Here is a 22,821-nt window from a genome sequence, read left to right as displayed (position 1 = left end):
AATCACCAACAGCCGATACCTGGTTCTGGCCACGCCTTTGTCGAATGACGATGGATGCCGTTTTCCCCGCGGCATAAGCGCACCTCAAATCCGCGCGAACTTTAAAACCGGAGACAATTTATGGACTATATAAGCTCTATAATTCTAGGCATCGTAGAAGGAATTACCGAGTTTCTGCCGATATCGAGCACCGGCCATCTCATCATTGCCGAGCAATGGCTCGGCCACCGGTCGGACATGTTCAACATCGTTATTCAGGCGGGTGCCATCCTTGCCGTCACGATCATTTACTGGCGTCGTCTGCTGGATCTGGTGCTCGGCTGGCGGGATCCGCAGAACCGCTCCTATGCCCTCAAGCTGATTGTTGCGTTTCTCATCACCGCCGTCCTCGGGCTGATCGTCAAGAAACTAGGCTTCCAGCTGCCCGAGACCGCGACGCCGATCGCCTGGGCGCTGATCATTGGCGGCATATGGATGATCTTTGCCGAATGGGCCGCCGCTCGCCGCCCGCCCCACACGGAGATTACCTGGCTTGTTGCGATCCTTGTTGGTATCGCCCAGGTCGTTGCCGGCGTGTTCCCGGGAACATCACGCTCCGGCGCAACGATTTTCGTCGCCATGCTCGCAGGCACGGGCAACCGCGCCGCAGCGACCGAATTTGCCTTTCTCGTCGGCATTCCAACCATGTATGCGGCAAGCGCCTACGAATTGCTGAAGACGTTCAAGGACGGCGGAGCTGCAAACGAGGACTGGACCGGCCTCGGTATCGCTTTCGTCGTATCGACGATCGTCGCGTTTATCGCCGTCAAATGGCTGCTGTCCTATATCCAGACCAACCGATTTACGGTGTTTGCGATCTACCGCATCATCCTCGGTGCGGCTCTGCTTGGCATGGCGGCGACCGGCATCATCGCCTGAGGCGTTGTGTGCCTTGCATTAGCCTATCGTCATCGGTGGGGAAAATCCGGCGCTGCGGCGCCGGTTTTTTTATCGGCTGATGGAGCCGGTCTCGCACGGGTCGATCCCATAGGCCGGCGAGCATTCGCCCTTCACCGCTGCAACCGAGCCGGGTGCAATGAAGGAGCCTGCCAGAATAACCAGCGCCGCACACGCAAACAGAAGCGCGATTGACCTACCCATCGAAGAAAGCCTTTCAAAAGTCGTTAAGCGCGTAGCAAAGGCGCTGAGTCCATGGTGGACGCGCGGGGTGTGTAGTCAGAGGAATGACGAATAGCAATAAATGTTCCTGCTAAATTTGGCGTTAATTCCCCGAAATTTCATATGCGTCTTTTATGCAACGGCATTTTGACCGTGATTGGCAAAAAACACGTGGAACTTGCGCGAATCTGGAAAACTTATCCAACGGAAACGCCGCTCGCGAGGATTGCGAGCGGCGTTTGCATGCGGTGAAAAGAACAGGTTTTATGCGGCCTTGCCGGAGCCTGTGTACTGGCCATGCGGACGGTACTGTACCAGGTAGGAGTCGAGTACGGAGTTTACTAGCGTCGGCGTGATGCCGATGCCCTTCAGCGTCCGGCCTTCAGCATCGGCCTCCCTGGACACGACATTGTCCTTCTTCAGTAGCCGCACCTGATCGGGCGTGATCGGCGGCGCCACCAAAGGAACAAGCGATGCGATGCTGCCGATCATCGAGGCAAGGCTGAAGGGGATCGAGACGAGACGGTTGTTGCGGCTCGTCGCCTTCAGCATGGCCTCGAGACATTCGCGAAAGGTCAGCACTTCAGGCCCGCCAAGTTCGTAGATCTTGCCGCCTGCAACCTTGCCCTCGATAGCCCGTGCAACCGCTTCGGCAACATCGACAACATAGACCGGCTGGAACCTGGTCTTGCCGCCACCGATCAGCGGCAGAACCGGTGACATTCGCGCCATGTCGGCGAATTTGTTGAAGAAACCGTCTTCCGGACCGAAGACGATCGACGGGCGGTAGATAATGGCATCCGGCTTGACCGCATGGATCGCTGCCTCCGCGCGGCCCTTGGTGCGGGCATAGCCTGAATCAGAGTGGGTGTTGGCCCCGATGGCAGAAATATGGACCAGCTGGGCGCCGACGCCGCGAGCAGCCTCGGCCACGGCGCGCGCTCCGAACTCCTGGACGGCCTCGAACGAGTTGCGACCCGATTCAGCAAGGATGCCGACGCAGTTGACGACGTAGTCAGAGCCCTCGACGGCGCGATCAATGGAATTGCGATAACGAAGATTGGCCTGCGACAAGGAAATCTGGCCGACATTGCCGAGCGGCTGCAGGAACCCGGCAAGATCCGGCCGGCGTACCGCAACGCGGATGCGGTAACCGCGCTTGGCAAGTTCGCGCACGACGTGCCTGCCGATGAAGCCGGACCCTCCGAACACGGTGACGAGTGGCGGCAGGTTGGCAAGGGTCATGGCAGGCTCCTCGAAAGGCTGGTTTGAATGGTCGTTGCTGATGGTCTTAGCCCAATCGGGGTGCGACGAAAAGGTCCGTCGCGCCGCAGATCGCCGCGCCGGAGATGCCTCTAGATGCCCTCGACGACCAGCATTTCGGCATCGGCGATTTCGTGGCGGATCTTCGCGGCAATCTGGTATTCCGGCGAATTGTAGCAATCGACGGCGTGCTGCATCGAAGGGAACTCGATAACCACATTGCGCGCCCGCGCCTTGCCTTCAAGCACGGTAGTCGCGCCACCACGAGCCAGGAAGTTCGCGCCGTATTTCTCGAAGGCTGGTTTTCCCGCCGCGACGTAGTCCTTGTAACGCTCGGCGTCACGAACATCGACGCGTGCGATCCAGTATGCCTTGGCCATCTGACTTCTCCCTGAGTGGTATTATTGAAGTGCGGCAGACATTTCGGCGAGGATCGCCGTGGCCGCTTGCCTGGGGTCGGCCGCCTTGACGATCGGTCGGCCCACGACGAGGTGGCTCGATCCCGCTTTCAACGCGGCAGCCGGCGTCATGACACGCTTCTGGTCGCCCTTGTCGCTGCCGACCGGGCGGATGCCCGGGGTGACGAGCGCCATGTCGGGTCCAATGATCTTGCGCACTGCCGACGCCTCCTCGGCAGAGCAAACGATGCCGCCCATGCCGGCGAGATGCGCCTGTTCCGCGCGCCGGAGCACGAGCGTGTGCGGGTCGTATTCATATCCTGCGGCGATCAGGTCCTGCTCGTCCATCGAGGTAAGGACGGTGACGCCCAGGAGACAGAGACCCGATCCCCTCGCGGCCTCCACCGCTGCCTTCATTGCCTTCGGATAGGCGTGCAGGGTGAGCATGGACATGCCCATCTTGACGATGTTCTCCACGCCGGAGGCAACCGTGTTGTCGATGTCGAGCAGTTTCATGTCGAGGAAGATCTTCTTGCCGTCCCTGGCAAGATCGCGGGCAAATTCGAGGCCGCCGGCAAAGGCGAGTTGATAGCCGATCTTGTAGAGAACGACATCGTCACCGAGCGTCGCGACCATCTTCTCGGCCTCGCCAAGCGTTGGAACATCCAGTCCGACGATCAGCCGCTCTCGTGCGTCCATGTCACATCCATCCCTGCCATGCTTCGATAGCCGTCCACTCGCATGATAAACGCCGATCTGCAAGGCTGAAACAGTAGAGATTGCCGCCGCCCGCCGGTTGGTCGCGGTCGCGCCCGATCGGGCGGCCCTCGAGGTGGCACTTCAGCAGCGTACCGACGCCGCCGTGTCCGATGAAGGCGATGGGCTGGCTTGCGTCGTGCCCGGCGAGGACGCTTTCGACGGCAGAAACGATGCGGCGCTGCGCGGCGCCCGCCCGTTCCCAACCCCTGAAGCTGTTTTCGGGGTTGGCAAAGAACCAGTCGGCTGCCTTCTCGAACTCGGGCGGCGGCAGGAAGCCGGTCGCGGACCGGTCGTTTTCGTGCATGCCTGCGGTGATCTCGACTGCAATGCCCGGCGCGCTCGCAAGCATCCTAGCCGTCTCGATTGCCTTGGTCTCGTCGCTGGAAATGATGCGCCGCAATTGTCTCGCCCACGCCCTCTCGGCGGCTTCGCGGGCGCGCGCAGCACCGAGATCAGACAATCCCCACTTCGGCACGGGGACGTCAGGGTCGATCTTCACTTGCGGATGGGTGATGTAGAGGCCGAACACGTCAGCCGCGCCGATAGATCCAGAGCTGCGCCGGCGGAATGTTGCGGACGATGAAGTCGAAATGCTGGATGTGGTAGCGATCCGGCCGGGCGATGATCGGCGATACCGCTCCATAGGAAATCTGCACGACGGGCCGGCCGCGAGGCAGGCGATCCAGCAGGCTTTCGAGAAGCGAGATGCGCGCCGGCATCGGGAAGTTCAATAGTGGAATGCCAGAGACGACAGAATCGAAGGTCAGATCCCGGAGGTCGCCAAGCGTCTTGTCGAGATTGAATGCGTCGCCGTTGATGAAATTCACGCTCGGATAAAGCCGAACGAGGTGCTCGTAGAAATCGGTCGAGTATTCGATGGCAACCAGGTTTTCTGGCTTCACGCCGCGGCCGAGAATCGCCTTGGTGATCGCGCCGGTACCGGGTCCGAGCTCGAGGATCGGCAGCCCGGAATGCGTGTTGACCACGCTTGCCATCTTCCGCGCCGTGATCGAGGAGGTGGGCACGATGGACCCAACCGTTTTCGGTCCCTGCATCATTCCTTTGAAGAAACGGATCTCTTCGTCGAACTTCTTGCCGAGCCGTTCCTTCAGGCGCAAAGCCATCGCGTCCTCCTTTGTGCAGCAAACGCTGCATACCTATTTGCAGGCGCGCGCCGCTAAAACAAGACCAAACGTCGCAATTGGCAAAGTTTGGGTGGCAAATGCGACGCGTTAGACGCGCATCGGCATCAGTACGTAGAGCGCGTCGTCGCCAGCCGTGTCGCGAATGAGCGTCGGCGAACCAGCATCGGCAAGCAGGAAAATCGCCTCGTCACCGGAGAGTTGAGCCGTGATGTCGAGCAGGTACTTGGCGTTGAAGCCGATTTCCATCGCATCGGTGTCGTAGCCGACCGCGACTTCTTCCGTAGCGCTGCCCGAATCCGGATTGTTCACCGTGAGAAGCAACTGCCCGTCGGACAGGGCCAGCTTCACGGCGCGGCCACGTTCCGAGGAGATCGTCGAAACACGATCGACGGCTTGCGCGAATGTCGTGCAGTCGACCCGCATTTCCTTGTCGTTCCCGGTCGGGATGACGCGCTGGTAATCAGGGAAGGTGCCGTCGATCAGCTTCGAGGTCATGACGATCGAGCCGATGCTGAGGCGGATCTTGGCGTCCGAGACCTCCACCGTGACCATTGCGTCGGGGCTGTCGACCAGCTTCTGCAGTTCGCCGACGGTCTTGCGCGGAATAATGATGCCCGGCATGCCTTCCGAACCCGACGGCGCCTTGACGTCGGCGCGGGCAAGGCGGTGGCCGTCGGTGGCAACGGCGCGCAGCTTCAAGTCGCCTTCGCTTTCGATCGTGTGGAAGAAGATTCCGTTCAGGTAGTAGCGTGTCTCTTCGGTCGAGATCGCGAACTGGGTGCGATCGATCAGCATCTTCAGGTCGGTTGCCTTCAGCTTGAACGTATGGCTGAAGGTTCCGGCCGTCAGATCCGGGAAGTCGGTATCCGGCAGGCACTGCAGCGAGAATTTCGAGCGACCGGACTGTACCGTCATCGACCCGCCATCGGTGCTGGTCGCCAGCAGGACTTCGGAACCGTCAGCCAGTTTGCGGACGATGTCGTAAAGAAGGTGGGCGGGAACGGTCGTTGCGCCCGGCTGCTCGACATTGGCGGGCGTCGCTTCCGTCACTTCGAGATCGAGGTCGGTCGCCTTCATGTCCAGGTTCTGGCCGTCGGCACGCAGCAGGATGTTCGACAGGATCGGTATCGTGTTACGGCGCTCGACCACGCGGTGAACGTGGTTCAGTGACTTCAAAAGGTTGGACCGCTCAATAGTAATACGCATGGGATGCTACCGCTTTCGACCGTTACTGCCCGGGTGCGCAACATGCGCTCCCAGGAATGCCTTTGCCCAAACTCGGGACCGGAGGAGTGGATGGGCAAAATGGCAGAATTTTGCGGGCGATTGCAAGAGGCGCGAATGCGTCGGCCTCTCCAAATTCCGTTTTCGCTGCAGATGCTCACAGAAATCGCCGCCTCTTGCCGAAGCGCGAACCCTCGCCCATAAAGGCCCGAAGCCAGAAAGGGCAAACTCTTGACCAACGATGAAGCGACACCCGAGAGCGGCAGGCAACGCAGCTTTCGCCTGCACAACATGGCCGTTCCCGCCCGCCCGCTCGAACCGTCACTCTATCTGGTCGCGACGCCCATCGGAAACCTTGGCGACATCACCTTGCGCGCACTGGAAACGCTAGCCGGCGCCGACGTCCTTGCCTGTGAAGATACGCGCGTAACCCGCGTCCTGCTCGATCGGTACGGGATCCAGAACCGACCGTATGCCTACCACGAGCACAATGCCGATGAAGCAGGGCCGCGACTGCTGCAGGCGCTTGCGGCTGGCAAATCCGTCGCCCTCGTCTCCGATGCGGGTACGCCGCTGGTGTCCGATCCAGGCTACCGGCTGGCGCAGAGCGCCATCGAGGCCGGCTACCGCGTCGTCCCGATCCCCGGCGCATCCGCGCCGCTTGCAGCCCTTGTCGGTTCTGGGTTGCCCAACGACGCCTTCCTCTTCGCCGGCTTCCTGCCATCCAAGGACAAGGCACGTCGTGACCGCCTCGCGGAGTTTGCCGCGGCACCGGCCACGCTGATATTCTTTGAATCGCCGCACCGCATTGCGGCAACCCTTGTCGCTGCCGCCGACGTGCTGGGCGGCGACCGCCTCGCGTCGGTCTGTCGCGAATTGACAAAGACCTACGAGGAGTTCCGCCGCGGCACGCTTGCTGCCCTGTCGGCTCGCTATGCCGAGGTCGACAACGTCAAGGGCGAAATTGTGCTGGTCATCGGCCCGCCGCCGGCAAGGGCGGTCGAGGAGGCCGATATCGACGCCATCCTGACGGACCTCGCGCAGACGCTGCCGACCGCAAAGGCGGCAGCGGAAGCAGCGCGGTTGACCGGCCTGCCGCGCAAGGAGCTCTATCAGCGCCTGCTCGACATGAAGGCAGGCGATGGACGATAGCGACAGGATCGTCAGCAGGAGGAGGGCGCTGCGCCGGGGCCACATCTCGGAATATGTCGCAGCCGCCTTCCTGATGCTGAAAGGCTACCGCATCGTCGCGCTTCGCTATCGTACCAGGCTGGGCGAGATCGACATCATCGCCCGCAAGGGCGATCTTGCCGTTTTCGTGGAGGTAAAGGCGCGCTCCAGCGAGGGCGGCGCGATCGATGCGGTCTCTGCCACCGCCCAGCGGCGTATCAGGGACGCAAGCGATATCTGGCTCTCGCGGCAGCGGGACAATGCGCGCCTGTCGCAACGCTACGATATCGTTGCGGTCGTCCCGCGCCGGTTGCCGAAACATTTCATCGATGCTTTTTAAGCGCCTTTGCATAGCCGTGCAAAAGGCCCGGAATTTGTAATGCTACTGTCACAAAAGCATTACGGCGCCGTCACACTACGCCTCTATTGCACACCTCACCCCAACTAATGGTGGAGAGGGTTTATTCATGTTCAAAAAGATTTCGTTGGCCGCTGCCGCGGTCGCATTGTCTGCATCCTCGTCGTTTGCCGCGACGGAAGTCACCTGGTGGCATGCCATGGGTGGCGAGCTTGGCAAGAAGCTCGAGCAGATCGTTCAGAAGTTCAACGACAGCCAGACCGAATATCACGTCACGCCGGTTTTCAAGGGCACCTATCCGGAAACCCTTACCGCCGCGATCGCCGCATTCCGCGCTGGCCAGCAGCCGGCAATCGTTCAGGTCTTCGAAGTCGGCACCGGCACGATGATGGCCGCCAAGGGCGCCGTCTACCCGACCTACAAGCTGATGGCTGACGAGGGAGAAGCCTGGGATCCGTCGAAGTTCATCGCTCCAGTCGTCGGCTACTATTCCGATCCGGAAGGCAACATCCTGTCCTTCCCGTTCAACTCCTCGACGCCGATCCTCTATTACAACAAGGACGTCTTCAAGAAGGCCGGCCTCGATCCTGAAGTCGCTCCGAAGACCTATGCCGAGCTCGCCGACTTCTCCAAGAAGATCGTCGATTCCGGAGCTGCCAAGTGCGGCTTCACCATCACCTACGCTGCAACCTGGCTTGGCCTCGAAAACTTCTCGGCCATCCACGACCTACCGTATGGCACACTGCAGAACGGCTTCGGCGGCACGTCTTCCGAACTGGTCTTCAACGGCCCGAACCAGGCGCGTCTCTGGGACGACCTGAAGAAGTGGCAGGATGCCGGTTACTTCCAGTACGGCGGCCCGGGCGGCGGTCCGGACGCTGCTCCGAAGTTCTATTCGCAGCAATGCGCCATCTACATGGGCTCCTCCGGCTCGCGCGCCGGCGTCATCGGCAACGCCAAGGACTTCAAGGTCGGCTTCTCGACGCTGCCTTACTACGACGACGTCACCAAGGATCCGAAGAACTCGATCATCGGCGGTGCAACGCTCTGGACGCTAAACGGCCAGAAGCCGGAAGTCTACAAGGGTGTCGCCAAGTTCTTCACCTACCTCAGCCAGCCGGAAGTTCAGGCTGACTGGCACCAGTTCTCGGGCTACCTGCCGATCACCAACGCTGCTTACGACCTCGGCAAGTCGCAGGACTACTACGAGAAGAACCCGGGCTCGGATGTCGGCCTCAAGCAGATCCTGCGTGGCACGCCCAGCGAAAACTCCAAGGGTGTTCGCTTCGGCAACCTGACGCAGATTCGTGACGTCATCGACCAGCAGTTCGAGACCGTGCTCGCCGGCAAGCAGACCGGCCAACAGGCTCTCGACGAAGCCGCCAAGCAGGGCAACGGCATCCTGCGCGAATTCGAAGCTGCCAACTAAAATAGGGTCTCACCCCAACGCCCTCCCCATTCCGGGGAGGGCGCTTCCTTTCAGGGCCAGCCATGCAGACCAAGCGCACCATCTTTTCCAATCGCATCCTGCCCTATTTTCTGCTGGCTCCGCAGTTGGCGGTCACCTTGATCTTTTTCATCTGGCCGGCGGCACAAGCTTTCCGGCAATCGTTTTTGCGCGAAGATCCCTTCGGCATGAAGTCGACCTTCGTCTGGTTTTCCAACTATACGAAGCTCTTCCATAGCGCCGATTATCTGAATGCGCTTGTCGTCACCGCGGTCTTTGCGATCAGCGTCACGGTGCTTTCGATGGGCGTGGCGCTGCTGTTTGCCGTATGCGTCAACCGGGTGCTGCGCACCGGCCGGCTTTATACGACGCTGCTCGTCTGGCCCTATGCCGTTGCGCCCGTCGCTGCTGGTCTCCTCTGGTGGTTCATGTTCAATCCGACCATTGGCGTACTGCCATATGTCCTGCGCCACTTCGGCTATGAGTGGAACCATCGGCTGAACGGCGGAAATGCCATGGTGCTGATCGTGATTGCGTCTGGCTGGAAGCAGATTTCCTACAATTTCCTTTTCTTCGTAGCCGGCTTGCAGTCCATTCCGCATTCGCTGACGGAAGCGGCCGCGATCGATGGTGCCGGGCCGGTCAAGCGCTTCTGGACCGTGATCTTCCCGCTGCTGTCGCCAACCACCTTTTTCCTGGCGGTGATCAACGTCACCTATGCCTTGTTCGACACCTTCCCGATCATCGACGCCACAACGGCCGGCGGCCCGTCGCAATCGACGAACACGCTTGTCTACAAGGTTTACGCAGACGGTTTTGTCGGCCTCAACCTTGGGCCATCCGCCGCGCAGTCGGTCATCCTGATGCTGATCGTCATCGCCCTGACCGTCGTCCAGTTCCGCTGGATCGAGAAAAAAGTCCAGTATTGAGGTGCCTTCGATGGTCGAAAACCGCCCGTTGCTCAACATTCTTACCCATCTGGTCCTCATTCTCGGGGTCGCAATGGTGGTGTTCCCGGTCTATCTTGCGTTCATCGCCTCCACGCGCGGACCGACCGATTTCATGACCGGCCTCGTCCCACTTGTTCCCGGCGACCAGCTGTTGAGCAATTTCAAACAGTTGCTGAGCTCTGGCAATTCCGTAGCCGGTGCGCCGCCCTTCGCGCTGATGATGCTGAACAGCCTTTTGATGGCGGTCATGATCGCCGTCGGCAAGATCGCAATCTCGATCATCTCGGCCTTCGCTATCGTCTATTTCCGCTTTCCCCTGCGCATGACGGCCTTCTGGATCATCTTCCTGACGCTGATGCTGCCGGTCGAGGTGCGTATCCTGCCGACCTACAAGGTCGTCGCCGATCTCGGCATGCTGAATTCCTACCCCGGCCTGGTCATTCCGCTGATCGCCTCGGCGACCGCGACATTCCTGTTCCGCCAGTTCTTCCTGACCATCCCGGAAGAGCTGATGGAGGCAGCCCGTGTCGATGGCGCCGGCGCGATGAAGTTTTTCCGCGATATCCTGTTGCCGCTGTCGCGCACCAACATCGCGGCGCTGTTTATCATTCTCTTCATCTATGGCTGGAACCAGTATCTCTGGCCGATGCTCATCACCACCGATCCGCAATATTACACGGTCGTCATGGGCATCAAGCGTCTCGCCGCGGTTCTCGACGGCAACACGCAGTGGAATTTGGTGATGGCGGGCGTCATTCTCGCCGGCCTACCACCGGTTCTCATCATCATTTTCATGCAGCGCCTATTCGTAAAAGGCCTGGTCGAAACGGAGAAATGACAATGGCCTCTATCGATGTCGAAGGCGTCGGCAAGATCTATCCGGGTGGGGTGAAGGCCGTGTCCGACGTGAAGATCAACATCGCCGACGGGGAGTTCATCGTGCTGGTCGGCCCGTCGGGGTGCGGCAAGTCCACGCTGCTGCGGATGATCGCCGGGCTAGAGACCATCTCCGAAGGAGAGGTGAAGATCGGCAGTCGCGTCGTCAACCAGATCGAACCCGCCGACCGCGACATCGCCATGGTGTTCCAGAATTACGCGCTCTACCCGCATATGTCGGTCTACGACAATCTCGCTTACGGCCTGCGCAATCGCAAGACGCCGAAGGCCGACATCGAGGCGCGGGTCGCCGAGGCCGCCCGCATGCTGCAGCTGGAGCCCTATCTTGAACGCAAACCCAAGGCGCTTTCCGGCGGCCAGCGCCAGCGCGTGGCGATGGGGCGCGCCATTGTTCGCAAGCCGGCCGTCTTCCTGTTCGACGAGCCGCTCTCCAACCTCGACGCTAAGCTGCGGGTTTCCATGCGTGGCGAGATCAAGCGCTTGCAGCGCCGCCTCGGCACCACCTCGATCTACGTCACCCATGACCAGTTGGAAGCCATGACGCTGGCCGACCGTCTCGTCGTGCTCAACGGCGGCAAGATCGAGCAGATCGGAGCGCCGCTCGAGGTCTACCACACGCCTGCCTCCACCTTCGTTGCGAGCTTCATCGGCTCGCCGGCCATGAATCTGCTCAAGGGCGAACTGCATGGCGACAAGCTGGCCTTGGGTCCAAGCCTGATCGATCTCGGCCGTACTGCGCCGACCTCCGGCCCGGTCACGGTCGGCATTCGTGCCGAGGACCTGAGATTGGCGGACCCGAAGGAATATGCACTGCCGCTGACTGTCGATTATGTCGAGGAACTCGGCTCTCAGCGCCTCGTTCACGGCATGCTGGGCGATCAGCCGCTGACCGGCGTGGTGCCGCCTGAAACGCCCCTGTCTTCCGAGCTGCGCTTCGTGATTGCGCCGGACAAACTGCATTTCTTCCATCATGACACGGGAAAGCGCATCGGGAGAACGCTGCCGGGTATCGGTGTTCCGGCTCGCGCAGGCGAGACCGTGCGCTGACCGGACTGGACCAACCGGGCGATTGCTAGAGTTTTAGCGATCGCTTGAACGTGTCCGTTACGCCTCTCTGTTATCCCGGGATTGTCGGGGTAACGAACGGGGGTGTTCCATGGCCTGGAAACTGATGCTGGCAAGCGCTGTCGCCATGGCAGCGCGAAACGTGCCCTATGCGGTGATGCCGCCGCGTCGCAAGTCCTTCGTCGCCCATTCAAGCGACCACCTGCCGATGAAATCGACGCCGATCAATGCCGACTGGATTGTCAGCGGCGAGCCACAGGCCCGCACCGCCGAGCATTCCCGCGGCCACGACGATGCGGCACTCACCGCCATATGGGATTGCACCGCCGGGGAATTCCGCTGGTTCTTTGGCTGGGACGAAACCGTGATGATCCTCGAGGGCGAAGTCCACATCACCGCGGAGGACGGCACCGAACGGATGTTGCGCGCCGGTGATGTCGCGTTCTTCGCGGGTGGAACGTGGGCGCGCTGGCGGGTCGACGATTACGTCCGTAAGGTGGCGTTCCTGCGCAAGCCGTTCCCCAAGCCGATGGCGATTGCCTACCGTCTTCGCAACCTGTTGCGCAATGGCGGCCAGACGGGCATCTCAGCCTGAGATTTCATCGCCGTGACGGCCGCACGGCGATGATCGGTCGTTGCGTTTAAGGGCGGGGCGACCTACATGTTTCCGGCACCAAGCGAGGGACGGAAATGGCCAAGATCAAGAATGTAGCGGTCCAGATGGACCATGTCGCAGGCATCAACATCGCCGGCGATTCCACCTTCGCCATGAGCCTGGAGGCGCAGTCGCGTGGCTACAGTCTTTTCCACTACACTCCCGACCGGCTGAGTTTCCGTGACGGCAAGCTCTATGCCGCTGTCGAACCGATGGTGCTGCGCGACGTCAGGGGCGACCATTTCGATCTCGGCGCTCCCGAACGCGTCGACCTGTCGACGATGGACGTCATCCTGCTTCGCCAGGACCCGCCCTTCGACATGGCCTACATCACCTCGACGCACCTGCTGGAGCGCATTCATCCGAAGACGCTGGTCGTCAACGATCCGGCCTGGGTGCGCAACTCGCCCGAGAAGATCTTCGTCACCGAGTTCGCCGACCTCATGCCGCAGACGCTGATCACAAAGGATCCCGCCGAGATTCGTCGCTTCCGCGACGAGATGGGCGATATCATCCTGAAGCCTCTCTATGGCAACGGTGGCGCCGGCGTCTTCCATTCGACCAAGGATGACCGCAATCTGTCCTCGCTGCTCGAAATGTTCGGCCAGCTCTTCCGGGAGCCCTTCATTGCGCAGCAATACCTGCCGGATGTCCGCAAGGGCGACAAGCGCATCCTGCTCGTCGATGGCGAGCCCGTCGGCGCGATCAACCGTGTGCCGGCCGAGCATGACAGCCGCTCCAACATGCATGTCGGCGGTCGCGCCGAGGCAACCGACCTGACCGTGCGCGAAAAGGAAATCTGCAGACGCATCGGCCCGGCGCTGCGCGAGCGCGGCTTCCTGCTTGTCGGCATCGATGTCATCGGCGACTACATGACGGAAATCAACGTCACTTCGCCGACCGGTCTTCGCGAGGTTCGCAAGTTCGGTGGGGCCGACATTGCCAGCCTGTTGTGGGACGCGATCGAGCGAAAACGCGCGTAGACCACCCGACGACAAGCGTTGTTCCGTCGCTACAACTCGCTGCAACCTGAGTGCAGCGAGTGCGCGCATTCGTTCCGTTAATGTTCTTGTTTTATACTAATTTCCATGCAAGATTGCAATCGGTGACGATGATCGGTCGCCGAATGAGGCGTAAAGGGTTGCGGCATAGGGGATTGACGCATGGTCGCACGCATCAGCACGGTTGCATTTCAGGGGATCGAGGGCGCGCCGGTCGAGGTTCAGGTGATGGTCGCGCCGGGCAAGGTGGGCACGCAGATCGTCGGCCTGCCGGACAAGGCAGTGGCGGAAAGTCGCGAACGCGTTCATGCGGCGCTCCACGCATCGGGACTGGCACTGCCCGCCAAAAGGGTGACCGTCAACCTGGCACCAGCAGACCTTCCCAAGGAAGGGTCGCATTTCGACCTCCCAATCGCCCTCGGGCTCATGGCGGCCCTCGGCGCGATCCCGGCAGACGCGCTTGCTGACTATGTCGTGATCGGCGAACTCAATCTCGATGGCACGATCGCTCCTGTCGCAGGCGCGCTGCCGGCTGCGATCGGCGCCAACGCCTTGGGGAAGGGGCTGATTTGCCCCGCCGACAGTGGTCCGGAAGCAGCCTGGGCTGGGGCGGGTCTCGATATCCTTGCGCCACGCAGCCTGATCGCGCTGGCAAATCATTTTCGCGGCACGCAGGTGCTGTCGCGTCCCGAGCCGGCGATCCGTGCAGGCGCGACGAACCTGCCTGATCTTGCGGATATCAAGGGCCAGGAAAGCGCCAAGCGCGCGCTCGAAGTGGCGGCAGCCGGTGGGCACAATCTGCTGATGGTCGGTCCGCCAGGATCCGGGAAATCAATGCTGGCGGCCCGTCTGCCGTCCATTTTGCCGCCTCTGTCCGCCGCCGAGCTTCTGGAGGTCTCGATGATCCACTCGATCGCTGGCCAGCTCTCCGGTGGCAAGCTTTCCGATCGCCGCCCCTTCAGAACGCCACACCACTCGGCAACGATGGCGGCACTGGTCGGCGGCGGTGCGCGGGCACGTCCGGGTGAGGCCTCGCTCGCCCATCACGGCGTGCTGTTTCTCGACGAGTTTCCGGAATTCTCGCCGCAGTCGCTCGATGCATTGCGTCAGCCTCTCGAAACCGCCGAATGCATCATCGCCCGGGCAAATCACCGGGTGTCGTACCCGGCCAATGTCCAGCTTGTCGCCGCGATGAATCCCTGCCGTTGCGGCATGGCTGGCGAACCCGGTCACAGCTGCGCGCGCGGCCCCCGCTGTGCGTCCGATTACCAGGCGCGAATTTCCGGCCCGTTGATGGATCGCATTGACATTCGCATTGACGTCCCGGCCGTTTCGGCGATGGACCTCCTCCGGCCGGCACCGGCAGAAAGGAGTTCGGATATTGCCCGCCGCGTCGCCCGGGCGCGACAGGTGCAGCACGACCGGTATTCAGCTGCGGGTGGGAGCGGCACCAATGCCCGTTGCTCGACGTCGATGATCGAAATCTGTGCGGCACCTGATGCAAGCGGTCTGCAGTTGCTGCGTGATGCTGCCGAAAAGATGAAGTTTTCGGCGCGCGGATACCACCGCGTACTGAAGGTTGCGCGAACGCTCGCCGATCTCGACGGAGCCGAAATGGTGGGCCGCATTCATCTCGCGGAGGCGATTTCCTACCGTATCGCTGGTGAACGACTGACCGCTGTCGCGTGACCGAAATGGGGGCGCCGAAGCGCCCCGTGCACGGCAGAGGCGGACCTTAGCTGCCGAGCCCGTCGAACAGCGCGGTCGAGAGATAGCGCTCGGCAAACGAGGGAATGATGACGACGATGTTCTTGCCGGCATTCTCATCGCGGCTGCCCACCTTGATCGCCGCTGCCAGCGCGGCACCGGACGAAATTCCGACCGGCACGCCTTCGAGCCTGGCGACCTCGCGGGCGAGTTCCAGCGCCTCGCCGCTGCTCACGGTCACGACCTCGTCGTAGATATGCGTGTCGAGAATCGCCGGGGCAAAGCCCGCGCCGATGCCCTGGATCTTGTGTGGCCCCGGCGCGCCTCCGGACAGTACCGGCGATTCCGCCGGCTCGACGGCAACGACCTTGATGCCGGGCTTCTTGGATTTCAGCACTTGGCCGGCACCGGTGATCGTGCCGCCGGTGCCGATGCCGGACACCAGGATGTCGACGCTACCCTCCGTATCGTTCCAGATCTCCTCGGCCGTCGTCTTGCGGTGGATCTCCGGGTTGGCCGGATTCTCGAACTGCTGCGGAATGACCGCATCCGGAAGCGTCGCCGCAAGTTCCTCGGCCTTGGCGATCGCGCCCTTCATCCCTTTCGGGCCTTCGGTCAGCACCAGTTCGGCGCCCAGCAGCGCCAGCATCTTGCGGCGCTCGATCGACATCGTCTCGGGCATCGTCAGGATCAGCTTGTAGCCCTTGGCGGCGGCTGCGAACGCCAGCGCGATGCCGGTATTTCCGGATGTTGGCTCGATCAGCGTTGTCTTGCCGGGGGAGATCCTGCCCTGCGCCTCCAGCGACTCGATCATGGCGACGCCGATACGGTCCTTGACGGAGGCGATGGGATTGAAGAACTCGAGCTTGGCGAGAAGGTTTGCCTTGACGCCTTTCGCCTTGGCCAGTTTGTCGAGCCGGACGATCGGCGTGTCGCCAATGGTTTCGGTGATCGAGGAATAGATACGGCCGCGGCCCGGTTTCTTCGACATTGCGCTCTCCCTTGCAAGATTTCGGCAAAGAATAGGGTCAAACACCTGACGAGGCCAGAGTGGCTTGCTCCACCCGCCGCCGCCATGAGAGAAAAAATCGTTTGAAAACGGCATCTTGCCGAACGATTATTTCACGCCGCGCGGGTGGCGATGAACGCTGCCGTTCCGGCGAGAATGCCGGCCGCAAAGCGGTTCAGTGTCTGCAGCGCGCGCGGCCGCTTCAGCAGTGTGCGGGCGCGCGAAGCCAGCAGCATATAAGGCACCAGCACGACGATCAGAACGACGAAGGTAGTGGCGAGAAGAATGCCGTACTCGCGAGGCCCGATGCTGTTGATGTCAATCAGCGTTGGCACAAGCGCGATGTAGAAAAGCATGGTCTTGGGGTTGCCGAGCGTCACCAGCAAGCCGGAGAGGAAACTCAAGCCAACATTGCTGGATTTGCGTGCCACGATATCCTGCGCAAGCAGGCCTGCCGTCCATAGCTTGTAGGCGATGTAGCCGAGATAAAGCGCGCCGGCGATCTTGATGACGATGAAGACCTCTGTGAATGTCTGAGCGACGAAAGCAAGCCCGAGGATAACGGCCGTCAGGTAGGTCATGTCGCCGAGCACCAGCCCGAGGCCCATGAAAAACGTCTCGCGGAAGCTTGAGCCGAGCGCACGCGCCACGATCGCGGTGATGCCGGGGCCTGGGATGGCGGCTGCAATGAAGAGTGCCGCCGCATAAGCGAAAAGAGCGGTGAGTGACATCTGCCTGAGCCTCTGTGGCTGTTCTAGACCTGCGGTCTGCCAATTTCAAGCAGGTCCAGTACGACGTTGCCTTTGGCAACGGATTGGCGTTGCCGCTATTGACGTCGCCGGACGTGCTTCTAGTTCCCGGTCGGTGGTGCCGGGATACGAGGCCGGTGGTCGACACTGCATGGGTGGTCGAAGATCCTGTCCGGCATCGAAATACTGAAGCGTTTTATTCCCACCGAAGGAGAACCCCTATGAGCCGATCTACAGTCGAAAAGCGCAAGCTTGCGCCGCTAGCAACCCCCACCGACCTGAAAAGCAATGCGATACAGGATATTTCGGGTGCGCTGGCGGCTCTGCTTGCCGATTTCTTCGCGCTCTACATGAAGACCAAGAATTTTCATTGGCATATGTCAGGGCCGCATTTCCGTGACTATCACCTTCTGCTCGACGAACAATCCGAGCAGATTTTCGAGGCGACCGACGCTATCGCCGAGCGCGCCCGCAAAATCGGAGGCACGACGCTGCGGTCAGTCGGTCATATCGGACGCCTGCAGCGTCTGAACGACAACGATGCCGACTACGTGACACCGGAAGACATGCTGGCCGAGCTGCGCGACGACAACAAGCAGCTTGTCTCCCTCCTGCGCGAAACGCACGAGGTCTGCTCGGAACACAATGACGCAGCTACCACCAGCCTTCTCGAAAACTGGATCGACGAAGCTGAGCGCCGCACCTGGTTCCTGTTCGAGATGACACGGCAGCCGAAGTAGGTCCCGCTTCGCAACCCTACGCAATAATGTCAGCCGGCACGCGTCCGCAGCAATCCTGCGGGCGTCCAGCCGAGATTCATGCCCGCCGCGGCGGCAAGAATGACTGCGGCCCCGAAGATCTGCAGCGGCTGGAGCGTGTGACCGAAAGCCATCCTGTCGACGACGATCGCAGCGATTGGATAAATGAACGACAGTGCGCCGGTCAAATGGATCGGCAGCTTCTGGATCGCGCCGTAGAGCAACACATACATCAAGCCGGTATGAATGACGCCCATGGTGACGAGGATAGACCACGATGGGGCATCAGTGGGCAGGTCGGAGAAGTTCGTCGCCGGAAGCAGCATGATCACCCCGGTCGACACCTGTATCAGCGCAATCAGATGCGGTGGCGTGCCCCGCAGCCGCTTTGCAGCGAGTGCGGCAAGCGCATAGAAAAAGGCGGCCGCGAGCGCTAGAAGGATGCCAAGGCCGTAGCCTGCGTCTGCTATATCATTCGTCGGCTTCGCCTCAACGATCGCAACCATGCCCGCGAAGGCCAGCATCAGCCAGAACAGCTTGGTGATGGTGATCCTTTCGCCGAGGAAAAGGGCTCCGAGACCCAGAAGCATGAATGGCTGGGTGTTGTAGACCGTGGTCGCGATTGAAATCGATGCGTGGCTATAGGATGCGAAAAGCAGCAGCCAGTTGAATACGATCGCGATACCGCCGAATACTGCAACGAAGAACGATCGCAGGCTGATCACGCCCGGCCTTAGAAACCCCATGGCAGCGCAGACGACGAGCAGGCTGATCGCCCCGAACAGGCAGCGCCAGAAGACCACGCCGCTGACGGGTTGGCCGGACATGACGACGAACCACCCGATCGTCCCTGAAATCAGCATCGCTGCCGTCATCTGTACCGTGCCGGTGCGAATATCGTTCTGCATGGCGGCGCTCCGTTGTGTCTGCCTGAAGAATATTGCGGAGAGCCTGTCATTTATATAGGGTGAAGGAGGTTTGTTCCTTGTTTTTCCTAATATCGTGAGGCGTTATGGCGGTGTATGCTAATTTTGAAGCGGCGCTCGATGATGCTGATCAGAGCATTCTGGATGCGCTCGCGAAGAATGCACGCATATCGTTGAAGGAACTGGCCCAAGCCGCGCGGCTTTCGTCACCGAGTGCTGCGGAACGGTTGCGCAGATTGGAGGACCGCGGCGTCATCGCGGCTTTCACCATTGATATCGACCCTGCCGCCCTCGGCTTTCCACTGCAGGCCATCGTGCGCGTCAAGCCGCTTCCGGGCCAATTGCATGTCGTCGAGCGGATCATCCAGGAAACGCCGGAATTCGTCGAATGCGACAAGGTGACGGGGGATGACTGCTTTATCGCGCGCTTGGTCGTTCGCTCCATGGCGCAGCTCGATACCATCCTCGACAAGGTGGCGGAAAAAGCAGAAACGAGCACCTCGATGGTCAAGGCCTCACCCGTCAAGCGTCGGCTGCCTCCACTTGCGCAGGCGAGGTAGGATCAGAAATCGGCCATCGGCGACAGCATCGCCGGGGCATCGAGCACCGTTGTCGTAGCTGAGCGGATCAGGAAACGCGTTGCGCCCTCAAGCGATGCGGCTTCCCCGGTCCAGCCGAGCTTGTCCGGACAAAACAGCACGTCGACAGACGCGGTCTCGACGCCAAGCGCCCCCATGATCGCTGAAAGCGAGGGAACCTCGGCGGCAACGACATCGATCAGGGCGAAGCGCTCGGGCGTCGCTTTCCAGGCAACAACAGCCTTTTCCCGCTCGAGCCAGCTCAGTCGCACACCAGGGTCGAACTGCGTGTTGATCAGGAACATTGCCGCACTCTCATGTACCGCAAGCACGTTCGAAACCGGAACGCGCGACTTCAGGGCAGTGTGCAGCAGCATGAGATCATCCGGCCGCCAAACGTCGAGGTGACGGGCGGGCGACGCTCCCAGGGCCAGTGCCGGCGCCTTACCCGAATAAGAATGCATCGGCATCGGGCGAAAGTCATAGGGCTCGTAGAGCGCCGGCTTGTCGGTATAGAGAACGACCGCTTCGAAGCCCCGTCTGGCGCACCAGTCCAGTGCCTTGCGCGTCAGATCCCGGTAGAGTCCAAGCCCACGCCAGGGTGGACGAACGGCACCGGATTGAAACGCCGCGGCATTCACCGCCCGGCCATTGACAACGATTGGCATCGCAAAGGCTGAAAGATTGGCGGCAAGTAGACCGTCATCGGTAAACCAGCCGAACGGCATGCTGGTGGGATCGGCGCCGCCGAGCCGCCGCAGCGGGTCGAGATCGATGCCGAACGTGTCCTGAAGGAGCGAAACCAGCGCGGTCCACGCCGCATGGTCCGCGAAATAATCCTGACGAAAGGTCAGTCCGGGGTAGGTGGCAGACGCCAGGCTCATACTCCGGTCGAGCCAAAGCCGCCGGCGCCGCGCACCGTTGTGCCTGCTTCCTTGCTCTCCGTGATCCGTGCCTGGATCGCCGGTGCGATCACCATCTGGGCGATGCGCATGCCACGGATAATCTCGAAAGGCTCGTCGCCGAGATTGATCAGCAACACCTTCACCTCGCCGCGATAATCGCTGTCGATCGTACCCGGCGTGTTGAGGCAGGTGATGCCGTGCTTGAAGGCGAGGCCGGAACGCGGGCGGATCTGGCCCTCGAATCCTTCGGGAATCTCGAAGATCAGGCCGGTCGGCACCAGTGCGCGCTTGCCTGGCAAGAGAACCAGCGGCGCGCCGTCGTCGACGGCAGCGCGCAGGTCCATGCCGGCGGCGCCGTTGCTTTCGTAAGCGGGCAACTCGAGGCCCTCGCCGTTGGCAAGGCGGATGAGATTGAGTGTGGGACGGGTATCGGTGTGAATGGTCATCGGTCATTACTTTGCGCCCGCAGGCCCAAGGTCAATTGCAATGGCGGCCTTTAATCGCTAGATACGCGGCAATTCCACAGGATTCACACCATGGCCGAAAGTCTCGCCGAGGCGGTTTCCCGCCGCCGCACATTCGCTATTATCGCGCACCCGGACGCGGGCAAGACCACGCTCACCGAAAAGCTGCTGCTGTTCGGCGGCGCCATCCAGCTTGCCGGCGAAGTCAAGGCGAAGAAGGATCGGATACAGACCCGCTCGGACTGGATGAAGATCGAGCGCGAGCGCGGGATATCGGTCGTCACCTCGGTGATGACCTTCGAGTATGACGGCAATGTCTTCAATATTCTCGACACCCCCGGCCACGAAGACTTCGCCGACGACACCTATCGTACGCTGACGGCCGTGGACGCCGCCGTCATGGTCATCGACGCCGCGAAAGGCATCGAACCGCGGACGCTGAAGCTATTCGAAGTCTGCCGCATGCGCGACATTCCGATCATCACCTTCATCAACAAGATGGACCGCGAAAGCCGCGACCCCTTCGAGATCCTGGATGAGGTCGAGGAAAAGCTGGCGCTCGATACCGCGCCGATCACCTGGCCGATCGGACGCTCCAAGACCTTCTGCGGCTCCTATCATCTGGCCGACAACACGGTGCGCGGTTCCGATACCGAGGTGCAACCCACCAAGGTCAATGGCCCGCAGAGCGTTGCCGACCGCCTGCCGGAGAATGAGCGCGCCGCCTTCGTAGAGGAAACGGAACTGGCGATCGAGGCCTGCCGTCCGTTCGATCGGGAAGCGTTCCTCGAAGGCCACCTGACGCCTGTCTTTTTCGGCTCGGCGCTGCGCAATTTCGGCGTGCGAGATCTCATCGACGCACTTGGCGACTTCGCGCCGCCGCCGCGCGACCAGGTCGCCGATACGAGAACGGTGCACGCGACCGACGACAAGATGACGGCCTTCGTCTTCAAGATCCAGGCCAACATGGACCCCAATCACCGCGACCGTATTGCTTTCGCCCGTATCTGCTCCGGCAAGCTCGAGCGTGGCATGAAGGCGCGTCTGGCCCGCACCGGAAAACAGCTTGGCCTGACGGCTCCGCAGTTCTTTTTCGCCTCGCAGCGCCAGCTGGCCGACACCGCCTACGCCGGCGATGTGGTCGGCATTCCCAACCACGGCACGCTGCGCATTGGCGATACGCTGACCGAAGGCGAAGCGCTGGTCTTCCAGGGCGTGCCGAACTTCTCGCCGGAAATTCTCCGCCGCGTGCGTCTTGAAGATGCGATGAAGGCGAAGAAGCTCAAGGAGGCGCTGCAGCAGATGGCCGAGGAGGGAGTGGTGCAGCTGTTTTCTCCCGAAGATGGTTCGCCGGCTATCGTTGGTGTCGTCGGCGCTCTCCAGCTCGACGTCCTGAAGGAACGCTTGCAGGCGGAATACGGTCTGCCGGTCTCCTTCGAAATGTCGCGCTTCTCGGTCTGCCGCTGGATTTCGTCAGAGCAGCCCGCCGAACTCGAAAAGTTTCTGACCGTCAAGCGCGGCGATATCGCCCGCGATCTCGACGGCGATCCGGTGTTTCTGGCGCAGGACAGTTTCTCGCTGCGCTACGAATCCGAGCGGTTCCCGGCGATCAAGATGGTTGCGATCAAGGAATATCACGTCGCCAAGGCGGCGTAATGTTTCGCAAGATATAGCGCTATGCCATACTGACCGCGTTAACAGGAGCGCAGCATGGTTCGCGAGAATGAAGTCCGTGAAAATGAAGTCGTCGTCGATGCACCGGCTCCGACGGATGCCGGTCTCGTGTTCATCGGTCGCATCGGGACGCCCTGGACGTCGCGCATGGAAACGCCGCGCCAGGGCCGGCATGACGGCCCGATCTGCCGGATCGAGATATTCGAGCCCTGGGTGCCGGCGCTGCAGGGTGTCGAAGCCTTCGAGCGGCTGGAAGTTCTCTATTGGCTCGATCGCTCGCGCCGCGATCTCGTGCTGCAGAGCCCGGCCAACTCAGGCAAGGTGCACGGCACCTTTTCACTGCGCTCACCGGTCCGGCCCAATCCGATCGGGACCTCGATCGTCAAGCTCGAAGGAGTGGAGGGGGCTGTCCTTCTAGTGCGCGGCATGGATTGCCTGGACGGCACGCCGTTGCTCGATCTGAAACCGGACCGCACGCTCTTCAAACCGATTGCGCCGCCGCAGCCCGGAGATTTCCAGACCGGCGACGACGGCACGGTGCATTACTGCCAGAAGGCGTGA

Annotated in this window: 26 protein-coding genes; 14 read left to right on the top strand and 12 right to left on the bottom strand. The window is 61.3% G+C overall.

What is annotated here, in order from left to right; all coding sequences use genetic code 11:
* Positions 1 to 120 precede the first annotated feature (120 nt).
* Entirely contained in the window at positions 121 to 918 is a 798-nt protein-coding gene (locus ASC90_RS01535) for an undecaprenyl-diphosphate phosphatase (RefSeq protein WP_056534617.1), read from the top strand.
* Positions 919 to 987: 69 nt separating this feature from the next.
* On the opposite strand, the gene ASC90_RS29185 is transcribed toward ASC90_RS01535, so the two are convergent.
* From ASC90_RS29185 to dnaN, 7 genes are all read right to left on the bottom strand, one after another.
* A complete protein-coding gene (locus ASC90_RS29185; protein ID WP_016552420.1) occupies positions 988 to 1,140 on the bottom strand; it encodes a hypothetical protein in 153 nt (50 codons plus the stop codon).
* Between the two features lie 282 nt (positions 1,141 to 1,422).
* Positions 1,423 to 2,403, bottom strand: coding sequence for a complex I NDUFA9 subunit family protein (locus tag ASC90_RS01530; RefSeq protein ID WP_056534595.1), 981 nt, complete (start codon positions 2,401 to 2,403; stop codon positions 1,423 to 1,425).
* Positions 2,404 to 2,513: 110 nt separating this feature from the next.
* On the bottom strand, positions 2,514 to 2,801 hold the full coding sequence (locus ASC90_RS01525; protein WP_056534594.1) for a DUF1330 domain-containing protein: 288 nt from the start codon (positions 2,799 to 2,801) through the stop codon (positions 2,514 to 2,516).
* Positions 2,802 to 2,822: 21 nt separating this feature from the next.
* On the bottom strand, positions 2,823 to 3,518 hold the full coding sequence (pyrF, locus tag ASC90_RS01520; protein WP_056534592.1) for an orotidine-5'-phosphate decarboxylase: 696 nt from the start codon (positions 3,516 to 3,518) through the stop codon (positions 2,823 to 2,825).
* Position 3,519: 1 nt separating this feature from the next.
* Positions 3,520 to 4,107, bottom strand: coding sequence for a histidine phosphatase family protein (locus ASC90_RS01515; protein ID WP_056534590.1), 588 nt, complete (start codon positions 4,105 to 4,107; stop codon positions 3,520 to 3,522).
* A 1-nt stretch (position 4,108) separates the two neighbouring features.
* Positions 4,109 to 4,702: a phospholipid N-methyltransferase PmtA gene (gene pmtA / locus ASC90_RS01510; RefSeq protein WP_056534588.1), complete on the bottom strand. Its 594-nt coding sequence runs from the start codon at positions 4,700 to 4,702 to the stop codon at positions 4,109 to 4,111.
* 108 nt (positions 4,703 to 4,810) lie between these two features.
* The gene (dnaN, locus tag ASC90_RS01505) at positions 4,811 to 5,929 is read right to left on the bottom strand and encodes a DNA polymerase III subunit beta (protein WP_056534586.1); all 1,119 of its coding nucleotides are present in this window, start codon (positions 5,927 to 5,929) and stop codon (positions 4,811 to 4,813) included.
* Between the two features lie 309 nt (positions 5,930 to 6,238).
* Here dnaN and rsmI point away from each other — a divergent pair, with 309 nt between their 5' ends.
* The 9 genes from rsmI (at position 6,239) to ASC90_RS01460 (ending at position 15,179) form a co-directional block, all read left to right on the top strand.
* Positions 6,239 to 7,099, top strand: coding sequence for a 16S rRNA (cytidine(1402)-2'-O)-methyltransferase (rsmI, locus tag ASC90_RS01500; RefSeq protein ID WP_056535207.1), 861 nt, complete (start codon positions 6,239 to 6,241; stop codon positions 7,097 to 7,099).
* On the top strand, positions 7,089 to 7,457 hold the full coding sequence (locus ASC90_RS01495; RefSeq protein WP_056534584.1) for a YraN family protein: 369 nt from the start codon (positions 7,089 to 7,091) through the stop codon (positions 7,455 to 7,457). The genes rsmI and ASC90_RS01495 overlap by 11 nt, the downstream gene beginning before the upstream one ends.
* A 127-nt stretch (positions 7,458 to 7,584) precedes the next feature.
* The gene (ugpB, locus tag ASC90_RS01490; RefSeq protein ID WP_056534582.1) at positions 7,585 to 8,904 is read left to right on the top strand and encodes a sn-glycerol-3-phosphate ABC transporter substrate-binding protein UgpB; all 1,320 of its coding nucleotides are present in this window, start codon (positions 7,585 to 7,587) and stop codon (positions 8,902 to 8,904) included.
* Positions 8,905 to 8,966: 62 nt separating this feature from the next.
* On the top strand, positions 8,967 to 9,851 hold the full coding sequence (ugpA, locus tag ASC90_RS01485) for a sn-glycerol-3-phosphate ABC transporter permease UgpA (RefSeq protein ID WP_056534580.1): 885 nt from the start codon (positions 8,967 to 8,969) through the stop codon (positions 9,849 to 9,851).
* Positions 9,852 to 9,861: 10 nt separating this feature from the next.
* Positions 9,862 to 10,710: a sn-glycerol-3-phosphate ABC transporter permease UgpE gene (ugpE, locus tag ASC90_RS01480; RefSeq protein WP_056534578.1), complete on the top strand. Its 849-nt coding sequence runs from the start codon at positions 9,862 to 9,864 to the stop codon at positions 10,708 to 10,710.
* A gap of 2 nt (positions 10,711 to 10,712) precedes the next feature.
* Positions 10,713 to 11,816, top strand: a complete 1,104-nt coding sequence (locus tag ASC90_RS01475) for a sn-glycerol-3-phosphate import ATP-binding protein UgpC (RefSeq protein WP_056534576.1) — start codon at positions 10,713 to 10,715, stop codon at positions 11,814 to 11,816.
* Positions 11,817 to 11,925: 109 nt separating this feature from the next.
* Positions 11,926 to 12,429, top strand: a complete 504-nt coding sequence (locus tag ASC90_RS01470; protein WP_056534574.1) for a cupin domain-containing protein — start codon at positions 11,926 to 11,928, stop codon at positions 12,427 to 12,429.
* Positions 12,430 to 12,524: 95 nt separating this feature from the next.
* Positions 12,525 to 13,472, top strand: a complete 948-nt coding sequence (gshB, locus tag ASC90_RS01465; protein ID WP_056534572.1) for a glutathione synthase — start codon at positions 12,525 to 12,527, stop codon at positions 13,470 to 13,472.
* 180 nt (positions 13,473 to 13,652) lie between these two features.
* Positions 13,653 to 15,179: a YifB family Mg chelatase-like AAA ATPase gene (locus ASC90_RS01460; protein WP_056534569.1), complete on the top strand. Its 1,527-nt coding sequence runs from the start codon at positions 13,653 to 13,655 to the stop codon at positions 15,177 to 15,179.
* A gap of 46 nt (positions 15,180 to 15,225) precedes the next feature.
* Here ASC90_RS01460 and cysK read toward each other — a convergent pair whose 3' ends face one another.
* Together cysK and ASC90_RS01450 are read right to left on the bottom strand one after the other, a co-directional pair.
* A complete protein-coding gene (cysK, locus tag ASC90_RS01455) occupies positions 15,226 to 16,188 on the bottom strand; it encodes a cysteine synthase A (RefSeq protein WP_056534567.1) in 963 nt (320 codons plus the stop codon).
* Between the two features lie 131 nt (positions 16,189 to 16,319).
* The gene (locus ASC90_RS01450; RefSeq protein ID WP_056534565.1) at positions 16,320 to 16,937 is read right to left on the bottom strand and encodes a LysE family translocator; all 618 of its coding nucleotides are present in this window, start codon (positions 16,935 to 16,937) and stop codon (positions 16,320 to 16,322) included.
* A gap of 239 nt (positions 16,938 to 17,176) precedes the next feature.
* On the opposite strand from ASC90_RS01450, the gene ASC90_RS01445 reads away from it, so the two are divergent.
* Complete coding sequence (locus tag ASC90_RS01445; protein ID WP_056534562.1) at positions 17,177 to 17,695, top strand: DNA starvation/stationary phase protection protein; 519 nt, start codon at positions 17,177 to 17,179, stop codon at positions 17,693 to 17,695.
* 29 nt (positions 17,696 to 17,724) lie between these two features.
* Here ASC90_RS01445 and ASC90_RS01440 read toward each other — a convergent pair whose 3' ends face one another.
* Entirely contained in the window at positions 17,725 to 18,621 is an 897-nt protein-coding gene (locus ASC90_RS01440; protein ID WP_056534560.1) for a DMT family transporter, read from the bottom strand.
* Positions 18,622 to 18,725: 104 nt separating this feature from the next.
* On the opposite strand from ASC90_RS01440, the gene ASC90_RS01435 reads away from it, so the two are divergent.
* Positions 18,726 to 19,199, top strand: a complete 474-nt coding sequence (locus ASC90_RS01435; protein WP_056534558.1) for an Lrp/AsnC family transcriptional regulator — start codon at positions 18,726 to 18,728, stop codon at positions 19,197 to 19,199.
* A 2-nt stretch (positions 19,200 to 19,201) separates the two neighbouring features.
* Here the strand turns inward: ASC90_RS01435 and ASC90_RS01430 are convergent, their stop codons facing one another.
* Positions 19,202 to 20,101, bottom strand: a complete 900-nt coding sequence (locus tag ASC90_RS01430; protein WP_056534556.1) for a GNAT family N-acetyltransferase — start codon at positions 20,099 to 20,101, stop codon at positions 19,202 to 19,204.
* A complete protein-coding gene (gene dut / locus ASC90_RS01425; protein ID WP_056534553.1) occupies positions 20,098 to 20,568 on the bottom strand; it encodes a dUTP diphosphatase in 471 nt (156 codons plus the stop codon). The genes ASC90_RS01430 and dut overlap by 4 nt, the downstream gene beginning before the upstream one ends.
* A 90-nt stretch (positions 20,569 to 20,658) precedes the next feature.
* Here dut and ASC90_RS01420 point away from each other — a divergent pair, with 90 nt between their 5' ends.
* The gene (locus tag ASC90_RS01420; RefSeq protein ID WP_056534552.1) at positions 20,659 to 22,242 is read left to right on the top strand and encodes a peptide chain release factor 3; all 1,584 of its coding nucleotides are present in this window, start codon (positions 20,659 to 20,661) and stop codon (positions 22,240 to 22,242) included.
* Between the two features lie 54 nt (positions 22,243 to 22,296).
* Positions 22,297 to 22,821 (top strand): tRNA (N6-threonylcarbamoyladenosine(37)-N6)-methyltransferase TrmO, encoded by a 525-nt coding sequence (gene tsaA / locus ASC90_RS01415; protein WP_056534550.1) that lies wholly within the window; start codon positions 22,297 to 22,299, stop codon positions 22,819 to 22,821.

Origin of the sequence: Rhizobium sp. Root1220, assembly GCF_001426265.1 — a bacterium.
In the GTDB taxonomy this organism is placed as follows: domain Bacteria; phylum Pseudomonadota; class Alphaproteobacteria; order Rhizobiales; family Rhizobiaceae; genus Rhizobium.
Note: the sequence above shows the minus strand (reverse complement) of the source record. Positions and strands in the feature narration are given on the sequence as shown.